The sequence below is a fragment of the Streptomyces sp. NBC_00104 genome (assembly GCF_045160825.1).
In the GTDB taxonomy this organism is placed as follows: Bacteria; Actinomycetota; Actinomycetes; order Streptomycetales; family Streptomycetaceae; genus Streptomyces.
In genome coordinates this window covers 9,546,784-9,571,995 of sequence record NZ_CP108215.1, presented here as the reverse complement: position 1 = coordinate 9,571,995, position 25,212 = coordinate 9,546,784, and the positions used below count along the sequence as shown (strand labels likewise).

Genomic DNA, 25,212 nt, shown 5'->3' with positions numbered 1-25,212 from the left:
CATTGGGACTTCCTGTGCGCCTTTCCACCTGATCCTTACATCAATCCACCATCACGCTCCGTAAAAGACAGGTCTTGGGTATTTCCAAGCGCCCTGGAATCGCCTACGAATTACGTGGACATGGCGACAGCGGAACGTCACGAATATGACGCTGCTCACGCGCCTACGACCCAGTAGGCTTTATTCCAGGGCTTGTTGGAATTACAGCTCCATTTCGGACAGTTCACTCAAGTGCGACGCAGGCGGATAACCTTCGCATCGAAGTCACCGCGCAGCCCCGTCCGCAATCCGTGGTGCAACAGCACGGCACCCCGGTGCACTTCACCCGTTTCGCGGCATTCATACTTTTCTGTCGGGTCGATCCCGCGCAGGCGGAGCGGGGCGAGCGGCTCGCCGTAGTGCTGGGCCTGGAGCCAGGCCAGGACGACGACCTCGTCACCGTGGACGTACTGCACGGCACTCAGCCCGCCCGTCGGCGGCCGCAGCCGGTAGAGGTCGCCGCGCTGCACGACCGGCCGGATCTCCTTGTACAGCTCGACCCAGCCCCGCGCCTCGGCCAGCTCCTCCTCCGTCCACTCGGTGAGGTCGCCGCCGACGCCCAGCACACCCGCCATGGCGCTGACGAACCGGAACCGCAGCGAGCTGACCCGGCCGTTGAGCTGGTTGTTCGGGCTGTCGGTGACCCACGCGGCCATGATCCGGGCCGGGTGGACCTGACTGAAGCCGTGCTGGATGGCGAGCCGGTCCAGCGGGTCGGTGTTGTCGGACGTCCACACCTGGTCCGTCCGCGCCATCACTCCGAGGTCGATACGGCCGCCGCCACCCGAGCACGACTCGAACGCCACCCCGGGGTGCGCGGCCCGCAGCCGGTCCAGCAGGGCGTAGAAGGCGTGCACGTGCTCGACCCACAGCTTCTGCGGATACGGCTCACCGGGCCAGCCGGCGTCCGTGAAGCAGCGATTGAAGTCCCACTTCACATAGTCGATCGGCGCGCTGGACAGGAGTGCGTCGAGCCGCTCCCAGAGGTATTCCTGGACGTCCTCGCGCGCGAGATTGAGGACGAGCTGATTACGCAGCTCCGTCCGCTTTCGCCCCGGTTGGTACTGCGCCCATTCGGGGTGCGCCCGGTACAGCTCGCTGTCCGGGTTGATCATCTCGGGCTCGACCCAGATGCCGAATTGCATCCCGAGGGCATGCACGTAGTCGGCGAGCGGCTTCAGCCCCTTCGGGAAGCGGTCCGGGTTGGGCGTCCAGTCGCCGAGGCCGGCCCGGTCACTGGTGCGCGCCCCGAACCAGCCGTCGTCCACGACGAACAGCTCGACCCCGATGGCTGCCGCCCGCCGCGCGAGCGTCCCCTGCTGTTCCTCGGAGATGTCGAACTCGGTGGCCTCCCAGGAGTTGAAGAGCACCGGCCGGTCCTGCTCCGCGTCCGGGATGACGTACGTCCGCTGATACGTGTGCCAGGCACGGCTCGCCCCGCCGAAGCCGCCGTCGCTCCACAGGCCGGCGAAGACGGGCGTCGTGAACGTCCCGCCCGTCTCCAGCCGCAGCAGACCGGACTCGTCGTATCCGGCGCCGCCGGTGATCTGCACGCGCGCGTCCGGGAGTTGGGCGACCGCGATCCGCCAGGACCCCGACCAGCCGAGGGCACAGCCGTAGACCTCGCCGCGCTCCTCGGTGGCGTCGGTGTCCAGGGCGACCCAGGGCAGGTGCTGGTGCCCGGTGTGCCCGCGCCGGCTGCCGATGACCTTCTCGCCGTACGTGAGGTCCCCGTGCACCAGCCGGGACTCGGCCGCCCACCGCCCGTGCAGCTGGGACAGCCGCCAGGCCTCCTCCGCGCGCGGCGGCAGCGTCCAGGTCGCCGAGTCGGCCCGCAGCAGCTCCACCGCCGGCCCTTCGTTGGCGAGGGTCACCCAGCGCTCGACCACGTCGTCGCGCATCCGGTAGTGCAGCGTGATCCCGAGTCCGCCGTCGGTGAACCGCAGCCGCAGCTCGTCGCCTTCGGCCTCGTACGCCTGGAAGGTCCACTCGGTGCCGCGCCGCTCGTCCGTGCGCACGGAGAGAGCGGGACGGGTGAAGCGGGGACCGCCCTCGACGGGGTACTCCTCGTGTCCGTCGACCGGGGCCTCGAACGGCCAGTACGGCAGCTGCTGCCTGGCGGCCAAGTCCTCGGCGTCGGCGAGCGCGATCCGGGGACCCCAGTGCAGGTGCAGCAGCTCGTCGTTCTCCGTGAGCCGCAGGGCATAGCTGCTCCGGGGCCCCGTGAGAAGCCAGGTCCGGCTGTCTGCGCCGATTTCCAACATCAAGCCCCCACAGGTTCGAACAGGTGCGATCGGGCTTCAACATCATCGCAGGTCGCCGCAGGCGCTCGGTGTCGCCTGTGGACAACTGCCGACGCGTCGGCCGAACCGCCTGTGGACAAGCACCACGGGCTCCACCGCGCCTCCTGTGGACAACTCATTGGCGTACGCACCCATGTCGTATCGTCGAGTGCGCGCCTCGGTGTCGAGTGCGTGCCCGTCGACGTTCGGCGCCGACGGACGGATGGGAGGGAGCCCCAGTGACGCAGCAGATCCCGTCGACCGAGCCCGATCTGACCGGAGTGCGCAATTTCCGCGATGTGGGCGGTCTGCCGACCGTGGACGGCCGCCGGGTGCGTCATGGGGTGCTGTTCCGCAGTGGCCATCTCGCGCACGCGACCGACGAGGACACCGCGTTCCTGACCTCCCTGGGCCTGCACACGATCTTCGACTTCCGCAACGCGGCCGACCAGAAGCTGGAGGGCCCGGACGTCGAGTTGCCCGGCACGCTCAATGTGAACCTGCCGCTGAGCGACCCGGCGGACGGCGCCGAGTTCTGGAAGATGGTCCGCGACGGCGACCTGGACCAGCTGCGTGCTCTGCTGGACGGCGGCAAGGGGGCCGGCCGGATGATCGCCTCCTACCGGACGATCATCAAGCACCGCACGGCCGAACACTCCCGGGTGCTGCACGCGGTGGCCGAGGACAGTGTGCCCGTGCTGATGCACTGCGCCGCGGGCAAGGACCGCGCGGGCCTGTCCATCGCCATCACGCTCCTCGCCCTGGGCGTCGAGCGCGAGGCCGTCGTCGCCGACTACCTGGAGTCGAACGCCAAGCACCGCCGCTACAAGGTGCACCGCAGCAGCAGCCACGCGAGCGCGTACTCCCCGGAGGTCATGGATCTGCTGAGCCCGCTCTTCGACGCCCGCGCCGAATACCTCCAGGCGGCCTTCGAAACGATCGACGAGACCTGGGGCGACGTGGACACCTATCTGGACAAGGGCCTGAAGGTGACTCCTGAGGTCCGGAGCCGGTTGCGCGACCGCCTGCTCGACTAGGGCGCCGCCTGCCCGACCGGCAGAGGGCCGACCCGGAGGACCGACCCGGAGGACCGACCCGGAGTACCGACCCGCCGGTCATACGGCTACTGCTTGGCGCCCACCTCGAACAGCAGGTAGACGAAGGCCGCGAAGACATGGCCGACCGCGATGTAGATGATGAGCCGCACCCACAGGGCGCGGGGGAACTTCTCTTCCAGGTCGGTCATGGGGTCTCTCCGGGGGTGATCGGCCCGAGGCACAGCGCGGCGGTCGGGCTCTGCAGAAGGGTGTGGACGAACAGGAGGTCGGCGCCGTCGTGGTCGGCGGCGGCGATGCGGTGCGGGGTCAGCGAGTCGAAGTGCGCGCTGTCCCCCGGCGCCAGCAGATGCGTGGTGTCACCGAGGCGCAGCCGCAGCCGCCCCTTGAGGACGTAGAGCCACTCCTCGCCGGGATGCACCCGCACGATGTCGCCCTGCGAGCCGTACGGCACATGGACGCGCAGCGCCTGCATCCCGCGCCCGGACGCGCCCGCCTGCCAGTACGTCCAGCCGCCGGCCCGGGTGGGCTCCATGTCGGGCGCGCGCAGCACGGCGTCCCGCTCGGCCACGGTCTCACCGAGCAGTTCGGAGACGGTCGTACCGTAGATACGGGCCAGCGCGAGCAGCATCGGCAGCGAGGGCTGGCGCTGCCCGGTCTCCAACCGGGAGAGGTGTGCGGGCGACATCCCGGCGGCACGGGCCGCGGCCTCCAGGGTGAGGGCGGCCCTGCGCCGCAGGGCCCGCAACTGCGGGGCGACAGCGGGCAGCTCCCCGCTCAGCGGGGGCTCGGGAGGGTCCGTACCCTCGGAGGGGCTCATGCCCTCCATTCAGCCGGAGGTTTGCCTCTGCGGCAAATTTCTTGCCTCAGAGGCAAAGCCATCCGTGCCCGCGGAGTCGCTCCCCGACAGGCCCCTCTACCGGTTGGCCACCGCCTGTTTCACCAGCGTCCTGCCGAAGTCCCACATCAGCCCGCCCCCGCTGTGCGCGTCGTCCATCACCTCGGTGAAGGCCTCGACGAACCGGTCCACCTCCCGCTCCCCGACGACCAGCGGCGGGATCAGCTTGATCACCTCCAGATGGTCGCCGGAGACCTGGGTGAGGATGCGGTGCCGCTGCAGCAGCGGTACGACGACCATCTGGGCGAAGAGTCCCTTGCGGGCCGCCTGGAGCATCGCCCAACGGCTGCGCAGCTTGAGCGACTTGGGCCGGCCGAACTCGATGCCGATCATCAGGCCCCGGCCGCGTACGTCGCTGAGCAGTTCGTACTTGTCGACCAGTGCCGCGAGCCGGCCCTTCAGCAGATCCCCCGTGGCCCGGGCATGGGCCACGATCTCCTCGTTCTCCATGACCGAGAGAACCGCGAGGCCGGCGGCCATGGCCTGGGCGTTGGAGCCGAAGCTCGCCGAGTGGACGAGGACGCGGTCCATCGACGAGTAGACCTTCTTGAAGATCCACTCCTTGCCGAGGGTCGCGCCGACCGGGACATAGCCGCCGGAGAGCGCCTTGGCCACACACACCAGGTCCGGCTCGACCCCGTCCTCGTGCTGATAGGCGTAGAAGTCCCCGGTCCGCCCGAGCCCGGTCTGCACCTCGTCGACGATCAGCAGGGCCTTGTGGCGGTGCAGCAGCTCCTGGGCGGCGCGCAGATAGCCGGGCGGCGCCTCGTGCACGCCCTTGCCCTGGATGGGCTCGACCACGAGGGCGGCGACGTCCCCCTTCTTCAACTCCCGTGCCAGGGCGTCGAGATCACCGAGCGGTACGGCCGTGTCGGGCAGCAGCGGTGCGAAGCCGTCCCGGAAGCCGTCCTCGCCGTTCACGGAGAGCGAGCCGGTGGTGAGCCCGTGGAAGGCGTGGTCGCAGTACAGGACGCGCGGTCTGCCAGTGGCGTACCGGGCGAACTTCAGCGCGGTCTCGACTGCCTCCGTGCCGCTGTTGCCGAAGAACACCCGGTCCAGGTGCGGGCTGTGGCCGAGCAGCTTCTCGGCGAGCAGCCCGGGCAGCGGCTGGCAGTCGAAGCGGGTCAGGTCGGCGAGGTGCGCGTCGAGCACGTCGTGCAGCGCCTTGCGGACCACGGGGTGGTGGCGGCCGAGCCCCATCACCCCGAACCCGGCGAGCATGTCCAGGTAGTCGTTGCCGTCCGCGTCCCAGAAGTACGCGCCCTCGGCCCGCTCGTAGACCTTGTCGAAGCCGATGGTGTGCAGCATGCGCGGGAGTTGGTGGTTGAGGTGCCGGGTGTGGAGTTCGTAGCGCTCGGCGCCGCGCTCGGCCAGGAGTCTGCCGAGGTCGAACTCCTCGGCACCGGCGGCGGGTTCCGCGGTGGTCATTTTACGGTGTCCCCTCGGAAGGCACGGCTTCGGACAGGTCGTCCTCGGCGAGCTCGCCCTTGACGGCCAGACACGCGCTGATCCGTCCGGCGATCTCGACCGGCGTCAGACCTATGTCCGCCAGCACTTCCCCGCGCTTGGCGTGCGGGAGGAACTGCTCCGGAATCCCGAACCGTCGTACGGGCACGTCGACCTCGGCGTCCCCCAACGCCAGTGCGACCGCCGAACCGACCCCGGCCGCCCGGCTGTTGTCCTCCACGACGGCCACCAGCCGGTGTTCGTCGGCGAGCCACGGCAGCGCCGGATCGACCGGCTTGACCCAGCGCGGGTCGACGACGGTGCAGCCGATGCCCCGCGCCTGAAGCAGCTCGGCGGCCTGCAGGCACACCGAGGCCATGACGCCGACGGCGACCAGCAGCACCTTCGGACGGTCCGGGGACGGGGAGGACGCCGAGGTCGGAGACGACTCCGAGGAGGACGGGGAGAACTCCGAGGACGGGGAGCGGTGCAGGACGTCCATGCCGCCCACCCGCTCCAGGGACGGGATCTCCGGCCCCACCGACTCCTTCGGGAACCGGATCAGCGTGGGAGCGTCGTCCACGGCGACCGCCTCCCGCAGCTGGGCCCGCAGCTGGTCGGCGTCGCGGGGCGCGGCGATCCGCAGCCCCGGCACGACCTGGAGGATGGACATGTCCCACATGCCGTTGTGCGACGCTCCGTCGACACCCGTCACACCGGCCCGGTCCAGGACGAAGGTGACCCCGCACCGGTGCAGCGCCACGTCCATCAGCAGTTGGTCGAAGGCCCGGTTGAGGAAGGTCGCGTAGACCGCCACGACCGGGTGGAGGCCGCCCGTGGCGAGGCCGGCCGCCGACACCGCCGCGTGCTGCTCGGCGATCCCCACGTCCCACACCCGGTCCGGGAACTTCTCCGCGAACCTGCCGAGCCCCACCGGGTGCAGCATGGCCGCCGTGATCGCCACGACGTCCTCGCGCTCGTCCCCGATGCGTACGATCTCGTCGCCGAAGACCGACGTCCAGGAGGGTCCGCCGGCAGGGGTGAGCGGCTCGCAGGTCAGCGGGTCCATGACGCCGACCGTGTGGAAGTGGTCCTCCTCGTTGGCGAGCGCGGGCTCGTACCCGCGGCCCTTCTGCGTCAGACAGTGCACCAGGACCGGCCCGTGGAAGCGCTTGGCGCGGCGCAGTGCCGACTCGACCGCCTTGGTGTCGTGCCCGTCGATCGGACCGACGTACTTCAGGCCCAGATCCTCGAACATGCCCTGCGGCGCGAAGGCGTCCTTGAAGCCCTTCTTCGCCCCGTGCAGCGCCTCGTAGACCTCCCTGCCGACGACCGGGGTGCGCAGCAGGACCTCCTTGCCCCAGGCGAGGACCTGCTCGTAGCCGTCGGTGGTGCGCAGGGTCGCGAGGTGGTTGGCGAGGCCGCCTATGGTCGGGGAGTACGAGCGTTCGTTGTCGTTGACGACGATGATCAGCGGCCGGTCCTTGGCGGCCGCGATGTTGTTGAGCGCCTCCCAGGCCATGCCGCCGGTCAGGGCGCCGTCGCCGATGACCGCGACCACATGGCCCTGCTCCCCCCGCACCTGGCGGGCCTTGGCGAGGCCGTCCGCCCAGCCGAGGGCGGTGGAGGCGTGGCTGTTCTCGACGATGTCGTGCTCGGACTCCTCGCGCGAGGGGTAGCCGGACAGGCCGCCCTTGCCGCGCAGCTTGGAGAAGTCCTGACGTCCTGTCAGAAGCTTGTGCACATAGCTCTGATGACCGGTGTCCCAGACGATGCGGTCGACGGGTGACTCGAAGACCCGGTGGAGCGCGATGGAGAGTTCCACCACCCCCAGATTGGGCCCCAGGTGACCACCTGTCCTGGCGACCGCGTGCACCAGGAACTCCCGGATCTCTTCGGCCAGTTCACCGAGTTCCGCCTCGGTCAGCGCCTTCAGGTCGCGCGGTTGCCGGATGCTCTCCAGTATCGTCACGTCGGGCCCCCTCTCGATCCGTGCTCTCTCAGCCCGTTGTCAACTCACGGTGACCGCCGGCTCCCCCGACGCGACGCCGTCCTTCTCCATCTGCTCGGCGATCTTCATCGCCTCGTCGATGAGGGTCTCCACGATCTTCGACTCGGGCACGGTCCTGATGACCTCGCCCTTCACGAAGATCTGCCCCTTGCCGTTGCCGGAGGCGACCCCCAGGTCCGCCTCCCGCGCCTCCCCGGGTCCGTTGACGACGCAGCCCATGACGGCCACGCGCAACGGCACCTCCATGCCTTCGAGGCCGGCGGTCACCTCGTCCGCCAGCCGGTACACATCGACCTGCGCCCGTCCGCACGAGGGGCACGAGACGATCTCCAGCCGCCGTTGCCGCAGGTTCAGCGACTCCAGGATCTGGATGCCGACCTTGATCTCCTCGACGGGAGGGGCGCTCAGCGAGACCCGGATCGTGTCGCCGATCCCCTCGCTGAGCAGCGCCCCGAAGGCCACGGCGGACTTGATCGTGCCCTGGAACGCCGGACCGGCCTCGGTCACCCCCAGATGCAACGGGTAGTCGCACCGGGCCGCCAACTGCCGGTACGCCTCGATCATCACGACCGGGTCGTTGTGCTTGACCGAGATCTTGATGTCCCGGAAGTCGTGCTCCTCGAACAGCGACGCCTCCCACAGCGCGGATTCGACCAGCGCCTCGGGCGTCGCCCTGCCGTACTTCTGCAGGAGCCGCTTGTCGAGCGAGCCGGCGTTGACCCCGATCCGGATCGGGGTCCCGTGTTCCTTCGCCGCCCGCGCGATCTCCTTGATCTTGTCGTCGAACTGCTTGATGTTGCCAGGGTTCACCCGCACCGCCGCACAGCCGGCCTCGATCGCCGCGAACACGTACTTCGGCTGGAAGTGGATGTCCGCGATCACCGGGATCTGCGACTTGCGGGCGATGGTGGCGAGGGCGTCCGCGTCGTCCTGCGTGGGGCAGGCGACGCGGACGATCTGGCAGCCGGACGCGGTGAGTTCGGCGATCTGCTGCAAGGTGGCGCCGATGTCCGACGTACGGGTCGTCGTCATGGACTGCACCGACACCGGGGCCCCGCCCCCCACGGCCACCGGACCGACCTGGATGCGCCGCGAGAGGCGGCGCTCCGCGACCGGTCGGACGGGCATCTCCGGAACGCCCAGCGACACGGCGGTCATCACATCACCCCTGCTTCCCGTGGTTCCCGTGGCTGCCGGAGACGGTCTCGCGCATCGCGCGCAGGGACTCTTTCAGCGATCCCATGGTGGCGAGGACGGCGGTCGGCTCGTAACCGCAGTGCGCCATGCAGTTGGCACAGCGCGGGTCCTTGCCCCGGCCGTACGCGTCCCAGTCGGTGTCCTCGATCAGCTCCCGGTACGTCGTGACGTACCCGTCGCTCATCAGGTAGCAGGGCCGCTGCCAGCCGAAGAGCGAGTAGTTGGGGATCGCCCACGCCGTGCACGGGAAGTCGACCTTGCCCTCCAGGAAGTCGAGGAACAGGGGCGAGTGGTTGAGCCGCCAGCGCCCCCGGTTGCCGCCGGAGAAGGCCTTCTTGAACAGCTCACGGGTCTGCTCGACGCCGAGGAAGTGTTCCTGGTCGGGCGCCTTCTCGTAGGCGTAGGCGGGCGAGATCATCATCTCGTCGACCTGGAGGTCGTCGTTGAGGTAGTTGAGGACCTCGATGATGGTCTGCGGGGTGTCGGTGTTGAAGAAGGTCGAGTTGGTGGTCACCCGGAAGCCGCGCCGCTTGGCCTCCTTGATGGCCGCCACCGCCTCGTCGAACACGCCTTCCTTCGCCACCGACTCGTCGTGCCGCTCCCGCAGCCCGTCGATGTGCACGGCGAACGCGAAGTACGGCGAGGGCTTGAACTTGTCCATCTTCTTGCGCAGCAGCATGGCGTTGGTGCAGAGGAAGACGTACTTCTTCTTCGCCACCAACTGCCGCACGATCTCGTCGATCTGAGGGTGCATCAGGGGCTCGCCCCCGGCGATCGACACCATCGGCGCACCGGACTCCAGGACGGCGCCCACGGCCTGCGCCACCGGCATGCGCTGCTTGAGCACGCCCGCCGGGTGCTGGATCTTGCCGCAGCCCTCGCACTTGAGATTGCAGGCGTAGAGCGGTTCCAGCTCGACGATCAGCGGGAACTTGTCCCTCTTGCGGAGCTTCTGTTCAGCGAGATACGTCGCCACCTTGATGGACTGGCGGAGCGGCATGGCCATCTGGCTCACCTCCTGGGGAGCAGCAAGGAACGGTGCCATTCGTAGTAAGCGGGAAGGACGGCACGAAGGACGCGGAAGGCTGATATTCCACCGCGTACCGTGCCGATCCGGACCAGTTCATGTTCTGGAGCGTCCACGACCACCCGGACGGCCGCAACCGGGCGGCCGCCCGATCTCACGGCGCAGTGGAGCGTGACCGCGGACTCCATGTCGACCGCGAGCGCGCCGGTCGCGAACAGGGCGGACCGTTCCTGACCGCGTACGACGTGATCGGATCCGGTGAGCGGGCCGGTGTGGACCGTACGCCCGGGCACGGCCCTCACCAGCTCCTTGACCAGCAGTTCGGTGCCCACACAGGGTGTGACGACGCCGTCGGGCCCCCGGGTCTCCTCGGCGACGACCAGGTCGCCGGGATGCATGCCCGGGGCGAGTCCGGCGCAGAACCCGGTGGCCAGCACGGCCGCGTCGCGCAGCCCCGGGTCGGCGAGCAGTCGGGTGACGGACCGCTCGGCGGCCCGTGGCCCCATGCCGGTGCGCAGGACGGTGACCGGCCCCCCGGCGCCGCCCCGGTCGCCGCTGCGCAGGGCGAGCTGCTCGATGCCGAGCGCGCAGGCGATCAGCAGCGGGGCCGAGGCGGCGGGCGTGTTCATCAGCTTCCCTTGGCTTTCAGGACGGCCGGCTCGCCGTTCACGTACCGGCCGAGCGCGGTGAGCGGGAAGACCTGCCGGTAGAGGTGGTAGTTGATCGAGAAGTCCCAGGGGAAGCCGGTCCCGGTGAAGTGCGGCTCGTCCCAGGACCCGTCCTCCCGCTGGGTCTGGGCCAGCCACTCGACGCCACGCTCGGTGGACTTGGCGTCCCGCTCCCCCGCCGCCAGCAGCGCGAGCAGCGCCCAGGCTGTCTGGGAGGCGGTGGAGGCGCCCTTGCCGCCCCACTCGGCGGGGTCACGGTAGGAGCGCAGGTCCTCGCCCCAGCCGCCGTCGTCGTTCTGCACGGTCTCCAGCCAGGCCACGGCCCGGCGGATCGCCGGATGCGCGGCCGGCAGGCCGGCGGCGACCAGCGCGGGGACCACCGACCCGGTGCCGTAGACGTAGTTGACGCCCCAGCGGCCGAACCACGCGCCGTTCGGCTTCTGTTCGGCGAGCAGCCATTCGATGCCGCGCCGGGTGCGCGGATCGCGGGACAGGCCCTCGACCGCGAGCATCTCCACCACGTGCGCGGTGACGTCGGCGGACGGCGGGTCGATGACCTCGCCGAAGTCGCAGAACGGCAGTCGGTTGGGGAACGGGCTGGTGTTGTCGACGTCGAAGGCGCCCCACGCCCCGTTCCTCGACTGCATGCCGACGGTCCAGCGCACCCCGCGCCGGACGGCCTTCTCCACCCGCTCCGGGTCGTGGTGTCCGACCCGGCGCAGCGCGAGGACGACCTCGGCGGTGTCGTCGATGTCAGGGTAGTTGTCGTTGTGGAACTCGAACGCCCAGCCACCCGGGGGAAGTTGGGGCCGTTTCACCGACCAGTCGCCGGGTCGGACGATCTCCTCGCCGAGCATCCAGTCGGCGGCCTTGACGAGCTGGGGATGGTCGGCGGGCAGGCCCGCGTCGGCGAGCGCGATGGTGGCGAGGCAGGTGTCCCACACCGGGGACTGGCACGCCTCGATCATCCGGGCCCCGTCCTCACGCCACACGGCGAACCGGTCGAGGGACTCCAACCCGGCCCGCATCACGGGATGCCGGAGGTCGTAGCCGAGCAGGTGCAGCGCGATGATCGAGTACACGGCCGGGGGCTGGATGCCTCCCCAGCAGCCGTCGTTCTCCTGCCGCTCGACGATCCAGCGGGCCGCGCTGTTCATCGCGGCCCTGCGCAACCGCTTCAGCGCCACCTTGTGGTAGCCGTGCAGGACCTTGTCGAGGCGCTGGAAGGCACCTTCCCAACTACCCAGCGGATCAAGGGGCTTGGTCGGGTTCGGTCGCCCGGGGTCGGTGTGCAGCTCGTCGAGCGGGAACGGCGCGGGCCGCACCGGACGCTTGGCCGAGACGACGGTCAGCGGCACGATCGTCTGGCGTGCCCAGCAGCCGAAGTCGTAGATGTTCAGCGGCATCCACTTCGGGAAGTAGACGATCTCCGGCGGCATCGCCGGCAGGTCGTCCCACTTCCACCAGCCGAACAACGCCAGCCAGATCCGGGTGAACACCCGGGCGGCGGCGATCCCGCCCCGCTCCCGGATCCACGCGGACGCCCGCGCCATGTGCGGCTCGCCCGGGTCGTCGCCGGCCAGCCGCAGCGCGACGTACGCCTCGACGGTGGCGGAGAGTTCGGGCGGGCCGCCGTGGAAGGTGGCCCAGGTTCCGTCCGGCCGCTGCTCGCCTCTGATGAAGAGCGCGGCGGCCTGGGTGGTCTTCTCGTCGCGGATGCCCAGGAACTGACGGAGCAGCAAGTCCTCGGCGTCCATGGTGACGTTGGTCTCCAGGTCGCCCTTCCACCAGCCCTGGGCGTCCTGCAGGGAGAGCAGGAAGTCGGTGGCGCGCCCCATGGCCTGCGCGGCGGCTTCCTGGACCCCGGCCGCCACCGGGGTGTCGTGGTCGGAGTCGCTGGCCGAGGGGGCGCGGGGCGGCAGTGCCCCGGTGCTTCCGTCGGTCGTCGCTGTCATGGCTTCCCCTTCGTGCAGTGGACGGATCTCTCTGCGGTGGGTCAGCCGTCGGCCGGTGCGTGTCCGGTGACGAGCACCGGCCGGCGACTACGCGAGGGCTATTCGACCGATGGCGGTCGACTCCTGGGGGATGGCGATCACCTCTTCCGTACGACGACGAAGTCGGCGAGCGCCGCGAACTGGTCCCGTACCCGTTCGGGCATCCGGATCGAGTCCAGGGCCTCGATGGCGATCGTGTGCTGGCGGCGGGCCTCCTCGGCCGTCCACTCCCGGCCGCCCGCCTCCTCGATGAGGGCGGCGCGCACGGCGAACTCCTCCTCGGAGAAGCTCTCGAAGTCGCTGCTCTTGGCGTCGGCGGCGAGGAGCTCACCGAGTTGCTCGGAGGCCGGGCCGCCCGCGGCGAGCGCGGCCACGACCGGCAGGGACTTCTTGCGCTGGCGCAGATCGCTCCAGGTCTGCTTGCCGGTGGAGACCGGGTCGCCCCAGATGCCCAGCAGATCGTCGACGGCCTGGAAGGCGAGGCCCAGGTGGTAGCCGTACTTCTCCAGCGTGTCGGCGGTACGGTCGTCCGCGCCGCCGAGGACCGCGCCGATGGAGCAGGCGCAGGCGAGCAGGGCGCCGGTCTTGTTGCCCTCCATCTCCAGGCACTCCTCGACGGTGACCCGCTCGCGGTGCTCGTAGGAGATGTCCTGGGCCTGTCCGTCGATGAGGGCGCGGGTCGCCGTGGTGACGCGGCGGGTGGCGCGGGCCGCCTCGGCGGTGCCCAGTTCGAGGAGGATCTCGTTGGCGAGGACCATCAGGGCGTCGCCGACGAGGATGGCCTGGGCGGGGCCGTGGACCTTCCAGACGGTGTCGCGGTGGCGGCGCTGTTCGTCGCCGTCCATCAGGTCGTCGTGCAGCAGCGAGAAGTTGTGCACCAGTTCCACCGCGACCGCGCCGGGGATGCCGACCTCGGGAGCGGCGCCGGTGACCTCGGCGGACATGACGGCGAGCGCGGGACGTACGGCCTTGCCGCCGTCGCCGTCCGCCGGGTTGCCGTGGGCGTCGATCCAGCCGAAGTGGTAGGCGGCGACGGTGTCCATCGGGGGCGCCAGCCGATCGACGGCCGCCCGCAGCACGGGGGTGGCCAGGGTCCGCCCGCGCTCCAGGAGCGCGGTCACGTCCACCGCGGTCCTCGCAGCGGCCGTCACGGCCGGGGGCACAGTGGGCACAGTCTCTCCAGATGTCGATGTGTTCGTGGTACCGAGAGTGCGGGAACCGGTCCTGTGCGCTTCGAGCGTCACGCGGCCTCCTCGTAGTCGAAGAGGTGATCCCGGGGCCGGCCCAGCGCGGCGAGGGCGGCGTCCGCCGCGCCGATGCCGCTGCGGACCGCACTCTCCATGGTCGCGGGCCACCCGGTGGCGGTCCACGCTCCGGCCAGGTACAGGCCGGGTGCCTTGGTGCGGGCGCCGGGCCTGAGCCGTCCGACGCCGGGGGTGGGAGCGAAGGTCGCGGTGCGCTCCCGGGTCACGAAGAAGTCCTTCACCTCGGCGTCGCGCGCGCCGGGCAACAGCCGTTCCAGCTCGGGCAGATAGCGCTCGCGGAGCACGGACACGGGCGTGTCGATCTCGTCCCGCGCGGCCGACTGCGACAGCGCCAGGTACTGGCCCTCGCGCAGCCCGGACGCCTCGGTCCGGTCGAAGACCCACTGCACCGGCGAGCCGAGCGCCGCGAAGAACGGCTTGCCCAGCACCTTCCGGTCGTAGACCACATGGACGTTGAGGATCGGCGCGGTGCCGATCTCCAGCAGCCGCCCGGGCCGGTCGAGCGCCCCCTCGGGCAGCAGGTCGTACGTCTCGCGCTGCGGTACGGCGAGGACGACCGCGTCGACGTCGAGGCTCTCGCCGGGCATCTCGACCCGCCAACTCCCCTTCTCCGAGGGGGAGATGGAGGTGACGCGGGTGCGGAGTCCAGTGCGGACCCCGGCCGAGTCGAGCGCCTTGCGGGCCAGCTTGTCGTGCAGTTCACCCAGCGGGACATGGGCCCAGCCGATGTCGGCCGCGCCCGGGTCGGACAGCAGCCCCGTCTTGAACACCATCGCGGCGAGCCCGAGAGAGGCGTCCTGGGCCACCGCGTTGAGGGTGGCGACCCCCACGAGGTCCCACAGTGCCTCGACGGCCCGCGCCGACTGACCGTGCGCGGCCAGCCAGCCGCCGAAGTCCCGTTCGTCCAGCGCGGGATCGGCGAGGTCGAGGGCCTTGAGCGCCAGTGCGGCGCGCCCCACCTTGGCGCGCTCGGCGAGCGAGAGATGGGTGTACGTGGCCAGACTGCGCCCCAGATGCAGGGGGACGGGCAGCGCGTCGCGCCGCAGTCTGCCGAGCCGCCGTCCGGGCCGGCCGTCGGCGTCGAGAACCGGCACGTCGAGACGATCCTGCAACGGCGCGAGCGCGGCCCCGTCGACGCGGTCGAGGAACCAGCGGTAGGCGGTGCAGCACCGCAGGTACACGTGCTGTCCGTTGTCGACGGTCAGATCACCGCGCTGGAAGGAGAAGGCGAGTCCGCCGAGGCGGGGCCGCCCTTCCAGAAGGGTGACGTGGACGCCGGCGTCGGCGAGCGAGAGCGCGGCGGCGATGCCCGCCAGCCCGCCGCCGACCACCACGGCCGTGCTCCGGCGGCGGCCCGTACGGTCCGCGTCCGGCAGTCCCTCGGACTGCGCGCCGTCGGTCATCGTGCACCCTCCCCTGCCGGCCCGCCGGGGCGCCGGACTGGTCCGCGGGCGGCCGTTGCAGTCAGGGACGCCCTGGTGCCGCGGAGGGTTGCGTACCACTTTTCCCCGATGGGTTCACCTTGGACCGGATTGTCCATCAGGCACGCCTCCTGACGGTACGGCGCGACACATGGCGGGCGTCCAGACCGGAGAGGCCGCGTACGGCGACATACGCCTTCTCGCGGCCCGGCAGCGAGACCCGGCCGCGCAGCACGGCATCCGGCTCGCGCTCGATGCGGTCGAGCAGCCGCCGGTAGATGCCGGCCATGGCGGCGACACAGGCGCCGCTGCGGCGGTCGAGCATCGGCAGCAGCCGGTAGCCCTCGGCGAACAGGGCGCGGGCCCGGCGCACCTCGAAGTGCACCAGACCCGCGAAGTCGGAGTCGGCCGGCGGGAGAGGCCCGGAGAACCCCGCCGAGCAGCCGAATTTCGCAAGGTCGTCGGCGGGCAGATAGGTACGCCCACCCTCCGCGTCCTCCCGAACGTCTCTGAGGATGTTGGTCAGTTGGAGCGCGAGCCCGAGGGTGTCGGCGTACTCCGGTGCTCGTTCCGCACCGCGCACCCCCGGTTCCGTGCCGAAGACACCGAGTGAGAGCCGTCCGATGGCTCCGGCGACACAGCGGCAGTAGACCTTCAGGTCCTCCCAGGCCTCGTAGTGCTCACCGTGTACGTCCATGAGGACGCCGTCGATGAGTTCGTCGAGGGCGTCGAGAGGGATCGGGAAGGCCGTCGCGGCATGGGCGAGGGCGACCGCGACGGGGTCCGTGTCGTCCTCGTCCACGGAACCGACCCGGACCCGGGCCAGCAGCGCTCTGGTCTCCTCCAGCCGGGCCGCCTTGACCTCGACCGCGAGCGCGCCGTCACCGATGTCGTCGACGCGCCGCGAGAACGCGTACAGCGCGGACATCGCGCGACGCTTGGGCGTCGGCAGCAGCCTGATGCCGTAGGCGAAGTTACGGGCCTGCTGTCCGGTGACGGCCTCGCAGTAGCTGTAGGCGGCGAGTACCGGCGCGGACGCGTGTGGTTCCGACTCCACGGTCCGGATCACCCCTCTCCTCGCAGGGTCGCGCCCACCTCGCGCAGCAGCCGGAGCTTGCCGGGCTTGGGCGGGCCGGGAAGTACGTCGAATTCGGCGGCGGCGATCGCGTGGACGGCCGCCCTTCCTCCCGCCACGAACCCCGCGAGGAGCAGCCTCAGCCTGCCGCGGACGCTACCCACGAGGGGGGTGCCGTCATTCAGGAGATTCCGGGCGCGTCGCGTCTCGTACGCGACCAGTGCGCGCACCGACGCGCCTGCGGTGGGCGCGGCGAGGTCCGTCTCCTGGACGTGGAAGCGCTTCATGTCCGCGGCGGGCAGATAGACACGGTCGCGGCCCAGGTCCTCGGCCACGTCCTGGAGGTGTTCGACGATCTGCAGCGCGGTGCAGATCGCGTCGGAGTGCCGGACCCGTTCGGGGGTGCTGGCGCCCGTGACGGCGAGGACCAGGTGGCCGACCGGGTTGGCGGACAGCGCGCAGTAGGCGAGCAGGTCGTCGTAGGTCTCGTACCGCTTGACCAGCTGGTCCTGGCGGTTGGCGGCGATCAGGGCGAGGAACGGCTCGGGGGTGAGGGAGCGGCTGCGGACGGTGTGCTGGAGTCGGCGCAGCAGCGGGTGGTTCGGGGTGCCGTCGAAGACCTTGGCGAGGTCGGTCTCGAAGGCGTCCAGGAGGAGCAGCCGGTCGTCGGCGTCCTGCGGGGAGACGCCCAGGAGACGGGCGTCGGCGCCGCCGGGGGCGAGGTCGCCGTCACCGATGTCGTCGACGAGGCGGGCGAAGCCGTACACGGCCATGAGGTCGTCGCGCCAGGCCCTGGGCAGGAAGAACGGGGCGACGGGAAAGTTCTCGGACCCGGCCTTGTCGAGGGTGTCGCGCTCCGGGTCCCCGGCGCGCGCCGTCCCGGCTTCGGTCACCGCTCGTCACCCGGCGCGGGAACGGCAGAAGCGTGGTTGAGCTGGGGAGTCTCCGTAGCCATGGCCGTCACATCTCCCGTTCTACACTGCCGACCCAATACGCACTATTTCGGACACGCCGCCCAGTGGGCGGCGTCTGCGGCTGATGCCGGGTGTCGCGCATTATGGACCCACTTGCCGCGATTCGGCACCGGTACAGCTTACGTTGTACAACGCACCATGCTCCGTCGGGGTGTCCTGCACATCACAAGAAAGCACCGATTGCACCCAAGCTTCCCAGGGGTAACCGGAGTTGACGCTTCCCTGCCGAAGTCGGCGTTCTCTTTGCGGACGCGCTCCCCGGTATCCCTTGCAGACGCCGGGCCCCACCGGAACAGTTCCGGTGGGGCCGGTCATGTCGGGACAGGGCCTGTCCTACTTGCCCGTGAACTTCTCGTATTCCTTCAGGACCTCGTCCGTCGGGCCGTCCATGCGCAGTTCGCCGCGTTCCAGCCACAGGACGCGGTCGCAGGTGTCGCGGATGGACTTGTTGTTGTGGCTGACCAGGAAGACCGTGCCGGCCTCCTTGCGCAGTTCGCGGATGCGGGCCTCCGAGCGCTTCTGGAACGCGCGGTCACCGGTGGCGAGGGCCTCGTCGATCATCAGCACGTCGTGGTCCTTGGCCGCCGCGATGGAGAAGCGCAGCCGGGCCGCCATGCCGGAGGAGTAGGTGCGCATCGGCAGGGTGATGAAGTCGCCCTTCTCGTTGATGCCGGAGAAATCGACGATCCCCTGGTAGCGCTCCCTGATCTGCTCGCGGGACATACCCATCGCGAGGCCGCCCAATATGACGTTCCGTTCGCCCGTGAGGTCGTTCATCAGGGCGGCGTTGACGCCGAGCAGCGAGGGCTGGCCGTCCGTGTAGACCTTGCCCTGCTCCGCGGGGAGCAGACCGGCGATCGCACGCAGCAGGGTGGACTTGCCGGAGCCGTTGGAGCCGATCAGGCCGATGGCCTCGCCCCGGTAGGCGATGAAGGAGACGCCCTTGACGGCGTGCACCTTGCGCACACCACGCTCCTCGCCGCGCTTGACGATGCGGCTGAGGGCAGCGGTCGCGCTGCCCTTGCCGGTCTTGGCGCCGTTGACGCGGTAGACGATGTGCAGTTCGTCCGCGATGACGGTGGGGATGAGTGACTCAGCCACGGCCGTACCTCTCCTCGGCCTTCCAGAAGTACACGAAGCCGCCGAGCGCGATCAGTACGGCCCAGCCGCCGGCGACCGCCCACACGTGCGGGGGCAGGTTCTCGGAGCCGTAGCCGTCGATCAGCGCGAAGCGCATCAGGTCCATGTAGATCGCCGCCGGGTTCCACTGGAGGACGTCGGCGATCCACTCGGGGTGGCCGTCGAGCATCACCGGGATCGAGAACATGACGCCGGAGGCGTACATCCAGGTCCGCATCACGAACGGCATCAGCTGCGCGAGGTCCGGGGTCTTGGCACCCGCGCGGGCCATGATCAGCGCGAGGCCGGTGTTGAACAGGAACTGCAGCGCCAGCACGGGGAGGATCAGCAGCCAGGACAGCCGCGGATAGCTGCCGAAGCCGACCGCCACGCAGAACAGCACGATCATCGAGAACAGCAGCTGCTGAAGCTGCTGAAGCGCGAAGGAGATGGGCAGCGAGGCACGCGGGAAGTGCAGGGCGCGCACCAGGCCCAGGTTGCCGGAGATCGCGCGCACGCCCGCCATCACCGAGCTCTGCGTGAAGGTGAACACGAACACACCCGTGACCAGGAACGGGATGTACACCTCGCGCGACATGCCCCGGTCGGCGTTGAGGATCAGGCCGAAGATGAGGAAGTACACGAGCGCGTTGAGCAGCGGGGTGGCCACCTGCCACAGCTGGCCGAGCTTGGCCTGGCTGTACTGCGCGGTGAGCTTCGCCTGGGAGAAGGCGAGGATGAAGTGCCGCCGCCCCCACATCTGGCGGACGTACTCGACGAGTCCGGGCCGGGCGCCGCTCACGGCGAGCCCGTACTTGGTGGCCAGTTCCGTCGCGGAGAGCCCGTCGTCGGGCGACGGACGGTCGCTCACCACAACCCTGCCGTCATGCGTTGTCTCACTCACAAATGGAAACTTTCGTCCTCAAAGTGCGCAGCCTGGTCGGGCCGAGGCGGAAACCTGGACCGGGTACGGCCGAATGCTCTCAGATTTCGAGCTTGTCAGATGACGGGCGGTCGGCCCAGCCGGGTCAGCCGCCACACCGTACGCCACTTCATGGGCCGGCGGGGGCCGCAGGGGCTCGTCCAGCCCTCCTTGAAGCCGCCGAACCAGGCCTTCAGGGCCGGGCCGGAGGGCTTGCGGAGCAGGGTCAGGAGCAGCCAGACGCCCAGATAGACCGGGACGAGGAGGCCGGGGAGGTTGCGGCGCGCGAGCCAGACGCGGTTGCGCGCGACCATGCGGTGGTAGACCGCGTGCCGGGAGGGCGCGGTCGTGGGGTGGTACAGCACCATGTCGGACCGGTAGTCGATCATCCAGCCCGCGTCGAGGGCCCGCCATGCCAGGTCGGTTTCCTCGTGTGCGTAGAAGAATTCGTCCGGGAGAGCGCCGACTTCGGCGAAGACCTGGGTGCGTACGGCGTTGGCGCCGCCGAGGAAGGTGGTGACCCGGGAGGAGCGCATCGGGTCGGCGGCCCGCAGCCGGGGCACATGGCGCCGCTGGGTCTCACCGGTGTCGGGGTCGGCGATGCGGAAGCTGACTATGCCGAGCTTCGGATCGGCCTCGAAGGCCCGGCGGCAGAGTTCGGCGGTGTCGTGGTGCGCGAGCAGGCCGTCGTCGTCGAGGAAGAGGAGGACGTCGACGTCCCGGCCGCTGGGGCCGAACGCCTCTATGCCTATGTTGCGGCCGCCGGGGATGCCGAGGTTCTCGGGCAGCTCGACCGTCCGTACGCCCTCGGGGACGTCCGGGACGGGCGAGCCGTTGCCGACGACGACCGCCTCGACCCGGTCGCCCTCCTGCTTGGCGACCGAGTCGAGGAGGGCGCGGAGTTCGTCGGGGCGGTTGCCCATGGTGATGATCACCGCGCCGACCTTCATGCCGCCGCTCACTTCAGCCTGCTGGAGACGAGGATGGACACCAGGTGCAGCAGTGTCTGGAGCAGCGCGATGCCGGCGAGTACGGCGACACCGAGGCGGGAGAAGAACAGGTCGCCCCGAGCCTGGTCCACGATCGCGAGGACCAGGATCAGCAGGGAGGCCTCGACGCCGAGGATGAGCCGGTGGAACTTCAGGGCGGCGGCGGCCTTGCGGGCCAGCGCCATGCCGGAGGAGCGCGGCTCGGAGGCCGACTCCTGGACCGGCGGCTTGCCGGTCTGGTGCCGGGCGACCCCGACGAGGTCCGTCTCGGCCTTGATCAGGATGGCGCCGAGGGCGGCCAGGGTCCCGAGGAAGGCCCACAGCCAGTCGATCCGCCCGGTGCCCCACAGGTCGGCGGCGCGCAGCCCGAAGCCGACGAGCACGGCCGCGTCGCACAGGTAGGCGCCGACCCGGTCCACGTAGACGCCGGCGATCGAGTACTGCTTGCGCCAGCGGGCGATCTCGCCGTCGACGCAGTCGAACAGCAGGTACAGCTGGACCATCAGCACACCGAGGACGGCGCCCGTGATGCCCGGCACCAGCAGCGCCGGGGCGGCGAGGACGCCGAAGACGGTCATCAGGTAGGTCAGCTGGTTGGGCGTGACCCGGGTGTTCACCAGGTGCCGGTCGATGCGCAGGGAGATCTCGCGCATGTAGAGCCGGCCGGCCCAGTGTTCGCCGCTCCGCCGGTCCTTCACACCCGGGGGGTGAACGACCGGGCGGAGTTCAGCTACCGATGGCTTTGGCATAGTCGGCGTATGCGTCCTTGATCTGGTCGGTGCTCAGTTCGAGGTGCTCGAGGATGGTGTAGCGGCCCGGCCGGGTCTGCGGGGCGAAGTTCACGACCTGGACGAACTCGTCCACGGTGAAGCCGATCTCGTCCGGCAGGACGGGCAGGCCGTGGTGGCGCAGGACCTCGACCATCTGGCCCGCGACCTCGCGGTTGCCCCGCAGGAACGTGGCGAACGCGCCGCCGAGACCGCACTGTTCGCCGTGCAGGGCGTTGCGCTTGGGGAAGCTGAGGTCGAACGCGTGGCTGATCTCGTGGCAGGCGCCCGAGGCGGGACGGCTGTCGCCGGCCACGGACATGGAGATCCCGCACAGGACGAGGGACTCGGAGAGCGTGGTCAGGAAGTCGTCGTCGCCGACCCCGCCGGGGTGGCGCAGGACGGCCTCGGCGGCCTGGCGGGCCATGGCGGCGGCCAGTCCGTCGACCTTCTCGCCGGTCTCCCGGCTGGACAGCTCCCAGTCGGCCACGGCGGAGATCTTGCAGATCACATCGCCGATACCGGCCCGCACGAAGCGCACCGGGGCCTCACGGATGACGTCCAGGTCGATGACGATCCCGATCGGGTTCGGCACACCGTAGGAGCCGCGGCCCGCGTCGTTGTCCAGCGTGGCGACCGGGGAGCACAGACCGTCGTTGGCCAGGTTCGTGGCCACGGCGACCAGCGGCAGACCGACGCGCGCGGCGGCGTACTTGGCGCAGTCGATGACCTTGCCGCCGCCGAGCCCGACCACGGCGTCGTAGTGACCGCCCTTCTTGATCGAGTCGGCGAGCCGTACCGCTCCGTCGATGGTGCCGTCGGCGTCGCAGAACCAGTCCGCCTCCGGAAAGGCGGGGGCGAACCGGTCGCGCAGCGCCGCGCCGGAGCCGGAGCTGATCGCGAAGGCCAGCCGGCCCGACGGCGCGATGCGCTGGTCCGACAGGATCGTCGCCAGATCATCGAGCGCGCCGGGACGGATGTCCACGACGACCGGCGAGGGGATGAGCCTCGTCAGTACTGGCACGCGATCTCACGTCCCTTGGCGAGGTCCTCGTGGTTGTCGATCTCGACCCACTTGACGTCACCGATGGGCGCGACGTCGATGCGGAAGCCGCGGTTCACGAGCTCCTGGTAGCCGTGCTCGTAGAACTGCTGCGGGTCCGTCTCGAAGACCGTCTTCAGGGCGTCGGCCAGCTCGTCGGCGGCCTCGCCCTCGATGAGGGTGACGCCGATGTACTCACCGGTCGCCTCGGCGGGGTCCATCAGCTTGGTGATCTTCGTCATGCCGCCCTCGGGGCCGACGACGACCTTCATCTCCTCGTCGGCGAGGGACTTCACCGTGTCGAGGGCGAGGATGATCTTCTTGCCGTCGCCGCGGGCGGCGAGCAGGGTCTTCTCGACGGAGACCGGGTGCACGGTGTCGCCGTTGGCGAGGATCACCGAGTGCTTGATGGCGTCACGGCCGCACCACAGGGAGTAGGCGTTGTTCCACTCCTCGGCCTTGTCGTTGTCGATGAGGGTGATCTTGAGGCCGTACTTGGCCTCCAGCGCCTCACGACGCTCGTAGACGGCCTCCTTGCGGTACCCGACGATGATCGCGACCTCGGTCAGGCCGATCTCGGCGAAGTTGCCGAGGGTGAGGTCGAGAACCGTGAGGCTCTCCTCGTCGCCTTCGGGGCCGACCGGCACCAGTGCCTTGGGAAGGGTGTCGGTGTAGGGGCGAAGACGCCGTCCGGCGCCGGCCGCCAGCACGAGGCCGATCATGCGGGTTCTCCTTCATCGTGTACGGCGGGTGCGCCGGTTTTATGGGCGGACACCCAGAAGCGGATGCTCTCGACGAGCACCAGCAGTGCCACGGCCACGGCGAGAGCCGTGAGCGCGACCTTGAACTCTGTGGGCGCGAGCAGCGCGGCCAGGACGGTGACCAGCAGGGTCCTGCCTTCGTGTCCGCCGATCGCCCGCACCAGCCACTGCGGTGGCGCGCCGGCGTCGCCGCGGATGCGGTACACCGTGTCGTAGTGATGGTAGGCGACCGCGGCCACCAGCCCGAAAGCCGCGGGAAGGGCTCCGTTCACATCGGCTTTGGCTGCCAGCAACAGCACGGTGCCGTATTCGGCGGCGCGGAAGAACGGGGGGACGAGCCAGTCGAGGGCGCCCTTGAGGGGCAGCGCGACGGTGGCACCGGAGACGACCGCGTAGAACGCGGCGGCCGCGACGGGCCACCAACTGCCGTACGGGGCGAGCCAGGCCGCCGCGACGAGGAGCACCACGCCGGGCAGCGCGACCAGAGCGCGGGAGCCGAACGGAGGATGGGCCTTGAACTTCCCGAGGAGTCGCGTCACGCCCGTCGCGAGCGGTCCGCTGTCCGCGAGGTCCGCCAGCGCCAGCGCCGCCCGGTCGGTCCGCCGCGCCTTGCGCGTGAGCGAGCGCAGTACGCGGCCCGCCGTGGTGTAGGTGGCGGCGAAGGCGCAGCCGACGAGCAGCGCGTAGAAGGTGATACGGGGTGTGGTGGCCGCCGTGAGGATCGCGATCATCGCCCAGCGCTCACCGATGGGCAGGACGATCATCCGGCGGATCCAGACCGTCCAGCCGACGCTGTCGAGCTTGTCCGAAAGGGCGGCGGTGGGGCTGGTGTTGGCGGTGGCGTCGTGGTTCGCCTCGTTGAAGGAGAAGTCGACGACGTGGCGGCAGGTCTGCAGGACCATCGCGCCGAGGGCGAGCCCCCAGACGTCATCGCCGCCGCGGGCGGCGCCGAGGGCGAGGCCCGCGTAGTAGGCGTACTCCTTGGCGCGGTCGAAGGTGGCGTCGAGCCAGGCGCCGAGCGTCGAGTACTGCAGCGAGTAGCGGGCCAGCTGGCCGTCGGTGCAGTCGAGGACGAAGGAGAAGATCAGGAGCAGGCCGGCCGCGACGAAGCCGCCGCGCGTGCCGGTGGCCGCGCAGCCCGCCGCGATCAGGGCGGTGATCAGCGAGGCCGTGGTGACCTGGTTCGGGGTCAGGCCCCGGCGTGCGCACCAGCGGGCGAGGTAGCGGGAGTACGGGCTGATGCAGTACGTGGTGAAGAAGCCGTCGCGGGACTTCACCGCCGTGCGCAGCCGTACGGCCTCGTCGTCGACGGCGTCGACCGCCTGGCGGGCCTCGTTGCGGGCCTGCGGGTCGGCGGGTACGACGGCGACCAGGGTGCCCAGCTCGGGCCGGTACAGGCTGACGCCGTCCGCGTCGAGGGCGGCGACGACCCGGTCGGCGAGGCTGTCGACGGCGACCGCGGTGCTGCCGCTCGCGGCGGAGCTCTCGCGGGCCAGTGCCCGGGTCAGCGCCTGGCGGGCGGCGGGCCGCACGGTCACGGCGCCGGGCAGGGCGGCGGCCTCGAAGCGGGGGTCGGTGAGTCCCAGGCGCAGCGCGTGCGCATGGCCCACGAACCGGGTGTCGACGATCGCGACCCGCTGGTCCGCGGGCACCGTCGCCAGGAACGTCTCGGCGTCACCGGCGTCGGAGGCGACCCGCACGTCGAAGCCGAGCGACCGCAGATCGCCCTCCAGCGACGATCCGGGCACCGGCTGACCGGTGAGGATGGCGGTCGACAGACGAACTCACTCCCTGGGTGCCGACGCGACCGCGCCGGGCATGTGCGTGGTGGGGACGCCCAGGTCCAGGGCCGTCGTCGAACTCCCGTCGCCCGGAGGGCGGCCTCGCGGCGTCAGGCGCGTGCTCTCGGCGTGCCGGGCGTGGACCCTTGTACTGGATGTACTCGGGTCTGCGCCCGGTGCGGCGAGAGTGCGTGCATGGCGCCGCGTGACAGACGGGAATCCGACGACAGGCCCTGGGGCCCGGCGGCGTGTCGGCAGAGGTTATCGGATGAAGAGAAGCGGGCGTTCACCGCCCGTTCACGGCCTGATCGGTTCGACCTGCTCAAGCCGTCGGCCCTCCGCCGCGATCATCATCGGGGATCTGGGGGTCGCGCCACAAACTCCGGTCCGCATATCGGTTGATAGGGGACAGTGAGAGCGTGTGCCTTCTTCGAAGAGGGTGCGATCCGCGCCTCCTGAAGGGGCGCGGGGTACCGCGC

22 protein-coding genes are annotated in these 25,212 nt (G+C 70.3%); 1 reads left to right on the top strand and 21 read right to left on the bottom strand.

The features are described 5' to 3' along the window. Positions 1-227: 227 nt before the first annotated feature. Entirely contained in the window at positions 228-2,303 is a 2,076-nt protein-coding gene (locus OG272_RS41825) for an alpha-galactosidase (protein ID WP_328224444.1), read from the bottom strand. Positions 2,304-2,560: 257 nt separating this feature from the next. Between OG272_RS41825 and OG272_RS41820 the strand changes: the two genes are divergently transcribed. Further along, positions 2,561-3,358 carry a tyrosine-protein phosphatase gene (locus OG272_RS41820; RefSeq protein WP_327726764.1) on the top strand — a complete coding sequence of 266 codons (798 nt, stop codon included), beginning with the start codon at positions 2,561-2,563 and terminating at the stop codon, positions 3,356-3,358. A gap of 86 nt (positions 3,359-3,444) precedes the next feature. Here OG272_RS41820 and OG272_RS41815 read toward each other — a convergent pair whose 3' ends face one another. The 20 genes from OG272_RS41815 to OG272_RS41720 all read right to left on the bottom strand — a co-directional run bounded on the left by OG272_RS41815 (position 3,445) and on the right by OG272_RS41720 (position 24,730). Continuing rightward, positions 3,445-3,567 (bottom strand): DUF6126 family protein, encoded by a 123-nt coding sequence (locus OG272_RS41815; protein ID WP_326574524.1) that lies wholly within the window; start codon positions 3,565-3,567, stop codon positions 3,445-3,447. After that, entirely contained in the window at positions 3,564-4,196 is a 633-nt protein-coding gene (locus tag OG272_RS41810) for a helix-turn-helix domain-containing protein (RefSeq protein WP_405895767.1), read from the bottom strand. The genes OG272_RS41815 and OG272_RS41810 overlap by 4 nt, the downstream gene beginning before the upstream one ends. A 96-nt stretch (positions 4,197-4,292) precedes the next feature. Continuing rightward, positions 4,293-5,702: an aspartate aminotransferase family protein gene (locus OG272_RS41805; protein WP_327726766.1), complete on the bottom strand. Its 1,410-nt coding sequence runs from the start codon at positions 5,700-5,702 to the stop codon at positions 4,293-4,295. Position 5,703: 1 nt separating this feature from the next. Next, a complete protein-coding gene (gene dxs / locus OG272_RS41800; RefSeq protein ID WP_327726767.1) occupies positions 5,704-7,692 on the bottom strand; it encodes a 1-deoxy-D-xylulose-5-phosphate synthase in 1,989 nt (662 codons plus the stop codon). Between the two features lie 39 nt (positions 7,693-7,731). Then, positions 7,732-8,889 (bottom strand): flavodoxin-dependent (E)-4-hydroxy-3-methylbut-2-enyl-diphosphate synthase, encoded by a 1,158-nt coding sequence (ispG, locus tag OG272_RS41795; protein ID WP_327726768.1) that lies wholly within the window; start codon positions 8,887-8,889, stop codon positions 7,732-7,734. A gap of 4 nt (positions 8,890-8,893) precedes the next feature. Further along, on the bottom strand, positions 8,894-9,934 hold the full coding sequence (gene hpnH / locus OG272_RS41790; protein ID WP_327726769.1) for an adenosyl-hopene transferase HpnH: 1,041 nt from the start codon (positions 9,932-9,934) through the stop codon (positions 8,894-8,896). Between the two features lie 5 nt (positions 9,935-9,939). Next, complete coding sequence (locus tag OG272_RS41785; RefSeq protein ID WP_327726770.1) at positions 9,940-10,584, bottom strand: 1-hydroxy-2-methyl-2-butenyl 4-diphosphate reductase; 645 nt, start codon at positions 10,582-10,584, stop codon at positions 9,940-9,942. Beyond that, positions 10,584-12,578 carry a squalene--hopene cyclase gene (gene shc / locus OG272_RS41780; protein ID WP_327726771.1) on the bottom strand — a complete coding sequence of 665 codons (1,995 nt, stop codon included), beginning with the start codon at positions 12,576-12,578 and terminating at the stop codon, positions 10,584-10,586. Before shc ends, OG272_RS41785 begins: the two co-directional genes overlap by 1 nt. A gap of 137 nt (positions 12,579-12,715) precedes the next feature. Further along, a complete protein-coding gene (locus tag OG272_RS41775; protein ID WP_326585530.1) occupies positions 12,716-13,768 on the bottom strand; it encodes a polyprenyl synthetase family protein in 1,053 nt (350 codons plus the stop codon). Positions 13,769-13,857: 89 nt separating this feature from the next. After that, positions 13,858-15,285 carry a hydroxysqualene dehydroxylase HpnE gene (gene hpnE / locus OG272_RS41770; RefSeq protein ID WP_326574532.1) on the bottom strand — a complete coding sequence of 476 codons (1,428 nt, stop codon included), beginning with the start codon at positions 15,283-15,285 and terminating at the stop codon, positions 13,858-13,860. Continuing rightward, a complete protein-coding gene (locus OG272_RS41765; RefSeq protein WP_405895766.1) occupies positions 15,282-15,422 on the bottom strand; it encodes a DUF6380 family protein in 141 nt (46 codons plus the stop codon). The genes hpnE and OG272_RS41765 overlap by 4 nt, the downstream gene beginning before the upstream one ends. Then, the gene (hpnD, locus tag OG272_RS41760) at positions 15,422-16,372 is read right to left on the bottom strand and encodes a presqualene diphosphate synthase HpnD (protein WP_326574533.1); all 951 of its coding nucleotides are present in this window, start codon (positions 16,370-16,372) and stop codon (positions 15,422-15,424) included. Before hpnD ends, OG272_RS41765 begins: the two co-directional genes overlap by 1 nt. Next, a complete protein-coding gene (gene hpnC, locus OG272_RS41755; protein ID WP_326574534.1) occupies positions 16,369-17,271 on the bottom strand; it encodes a squalene synthase HpnC in 903 nt (300 codons plus the stop codon). The genes hpnD and hpnC overlap by 4 nt, the downstream gene beginning before the upstream one ends. 414 nt (positions 17,272-17,685) lie before the next feature. Beyond that, entirely contained in the window at positions 17,686-18,453 is a 768-nt protein-coding gene (locus OG272_RS41750; RefSeq protein WP_327726772.1) for an ABC transporter ATP-binding protein, read from the bottom strand. Next, complete coding sequence (locus OG272_RS41745) at positions 18,446-19,375, bottom strand: ABC transporter permease (protein WP_327726773.1); 930 nt, start codon at positions 19,373-19,375, stop codon at positions 18,446-18,448. Before OG272_RS41745 ends, OG272_RS41750 begins: the two co-directional genes overlap by 8 nt. Positions 19,376-19,470: 95 nt before the next feature. After that, the gene (locus OG272_RS41740; RefSeq protein WP_327726774.1) at positions 19,471-20,355 is read right to left on the bottom strand and encodes a glycosyltransferase; all 885 of its coding nucleotides are present in this window, start codon (positions 20,353-20,355) and stop codon (positions 19,471-19,473) included. Next, positions 20,352-21,080: a CDP-alcohol phosphatidyltransferase family protein gene (locus tag OG272_RS41735; protein ID WP_405895765.1), complete on the bottom strand. Its 729-nt coding sequence runs from the start codon at positions 21,078-21,080 to the stop codon at positions 20,352-20,354. The genes OG272_RS41740 and OG272_RS41735 overlap by 4 nt, the downstream gene beginning before the upstream one ends. Before the next feature lie 28 nt (positions 21,081-21,108). Continuing rightward, entirely contained in the window at positions 21,109-22,173 is a 1,065-nt protein-coding gene (locus OG272_RS41730) for an iron-containing alcohol dehydrogenase family protein (RefSeq protein WP_326574539.1), read from the bottom strand. Beyond that, positions 22,161-22,913 (bottom strand): phosphocholine cytidylyltransferase family protein, encoded by a 753-nt coding sequence (locus OG272_RS41725; protein WP_326574540.1) that lies wholly within the window; start codon positions 22,911-22,913, stop codon positions 22,161-22,163. Before OG272_RS41725 ends, OG272_RS41730 begins: the two co-directional genes overlap by 13 nt. Further along, positions 22,910-24,730, bottom strand: a complete 1,821-nt coding sequence (locus OG272_RS41720) for a DUF5941 domain-containing protein (protein WP_405896126.1) — start codon at positions 24,728-24,730, stop codon at positions 22,910-22,912. Before OG272_RS41720 ends, OG272_RS41725 begins: the two co-directional genes overlap by 4 nt. Between the last annotated feature and the right edge of the window lie 482 nt (positions 24,731-25,212).

What these genes read in the sequence shown, in the direction of transcription:
- OG272_RS41825 (WP_328224444.1), bottom strand. Translation starts at nt 2,303, where the DNA reads ATGTTGGAAATCGGCGCAGACAGCCGGACCTGGCTTCTCACGGGGCCC.
- OG272_RS41815 (WP_326574524.1), bottom strand. Translation starts at nt 3,567, where the DNA reads ATGACCGACCTGGAAGAGAAGTTCCCCCGCGCCCTGTGGGTGCGGCTC.
- OG272_RS41810 (WP_405895767.1), bottom strand. Translation starts at nt 4,196, where the DNA reads ATGAGCCCCTCCGAGGGTACGGACCCTCCCGAGCCCCCGCTGAGCGGG.
- OG272_RS41805 (WP_327726766.1), bottom strand. Translation starts at nt 5,702, where the DNA reads ATGACCACCGCGGAACCCGCCGCCGGTGCCGAGGAGTTCGACCTCGGC.
- ispG (WP_327726768.1), bottom strand. Translation starts at nt 8,889, where the DNA reads ATGACCGCCGTGTCGCTGGGCGTTCCGGAGATGCCCGTCCGACCGGTC.
- hpnH (WP_327726769.1), bottom strand. Translation starts at nt 9,934, where the DNA reads ATGGCCATGCCGCTCCGCCAGTCCATCAAGGTGGCGACGTATCTCGCT.
- OG272_RS41785 (WP_327726770.1), bottom strand. Translation starts at nt 10,584, where the DNA reads ATGAACACGCCCGCCGCCTCGGCCCCGCTGCTGATCGCCTGCGCGCTC.
- shc (WP_327726771.1), bottom strand. Translation starts at nt 12,578, where the DNA reads ATGACAGCGACGACCGACGGAAGCACCGGGGCACTGCCGCCCCGCGCC.
- hpnE (WP_326574532.1), bottom strand. Translation starts at nt 15,285, where the DNA reads ATGACCGACGGCGCGCAGTCCGAGGGACTGCCGGACGCGGACCGTACG.
- OG272_RS41765 (WP_405895766.1), bottom strand. Translation starts at nt 15,422, where the DNA reads ATGGACAATCCGGTCCAAGGTGAACCCATCGGGGAAAAGTGGTACGCA.
- OG272_RS41725 (WP_326574540.1), bottom strand. Translation starts at nt 22,913, where the DNA reads ATGATCGGCCTCGTGCTGGCGGCCGGCGCCGGACGGCGTCTTCGCCCC.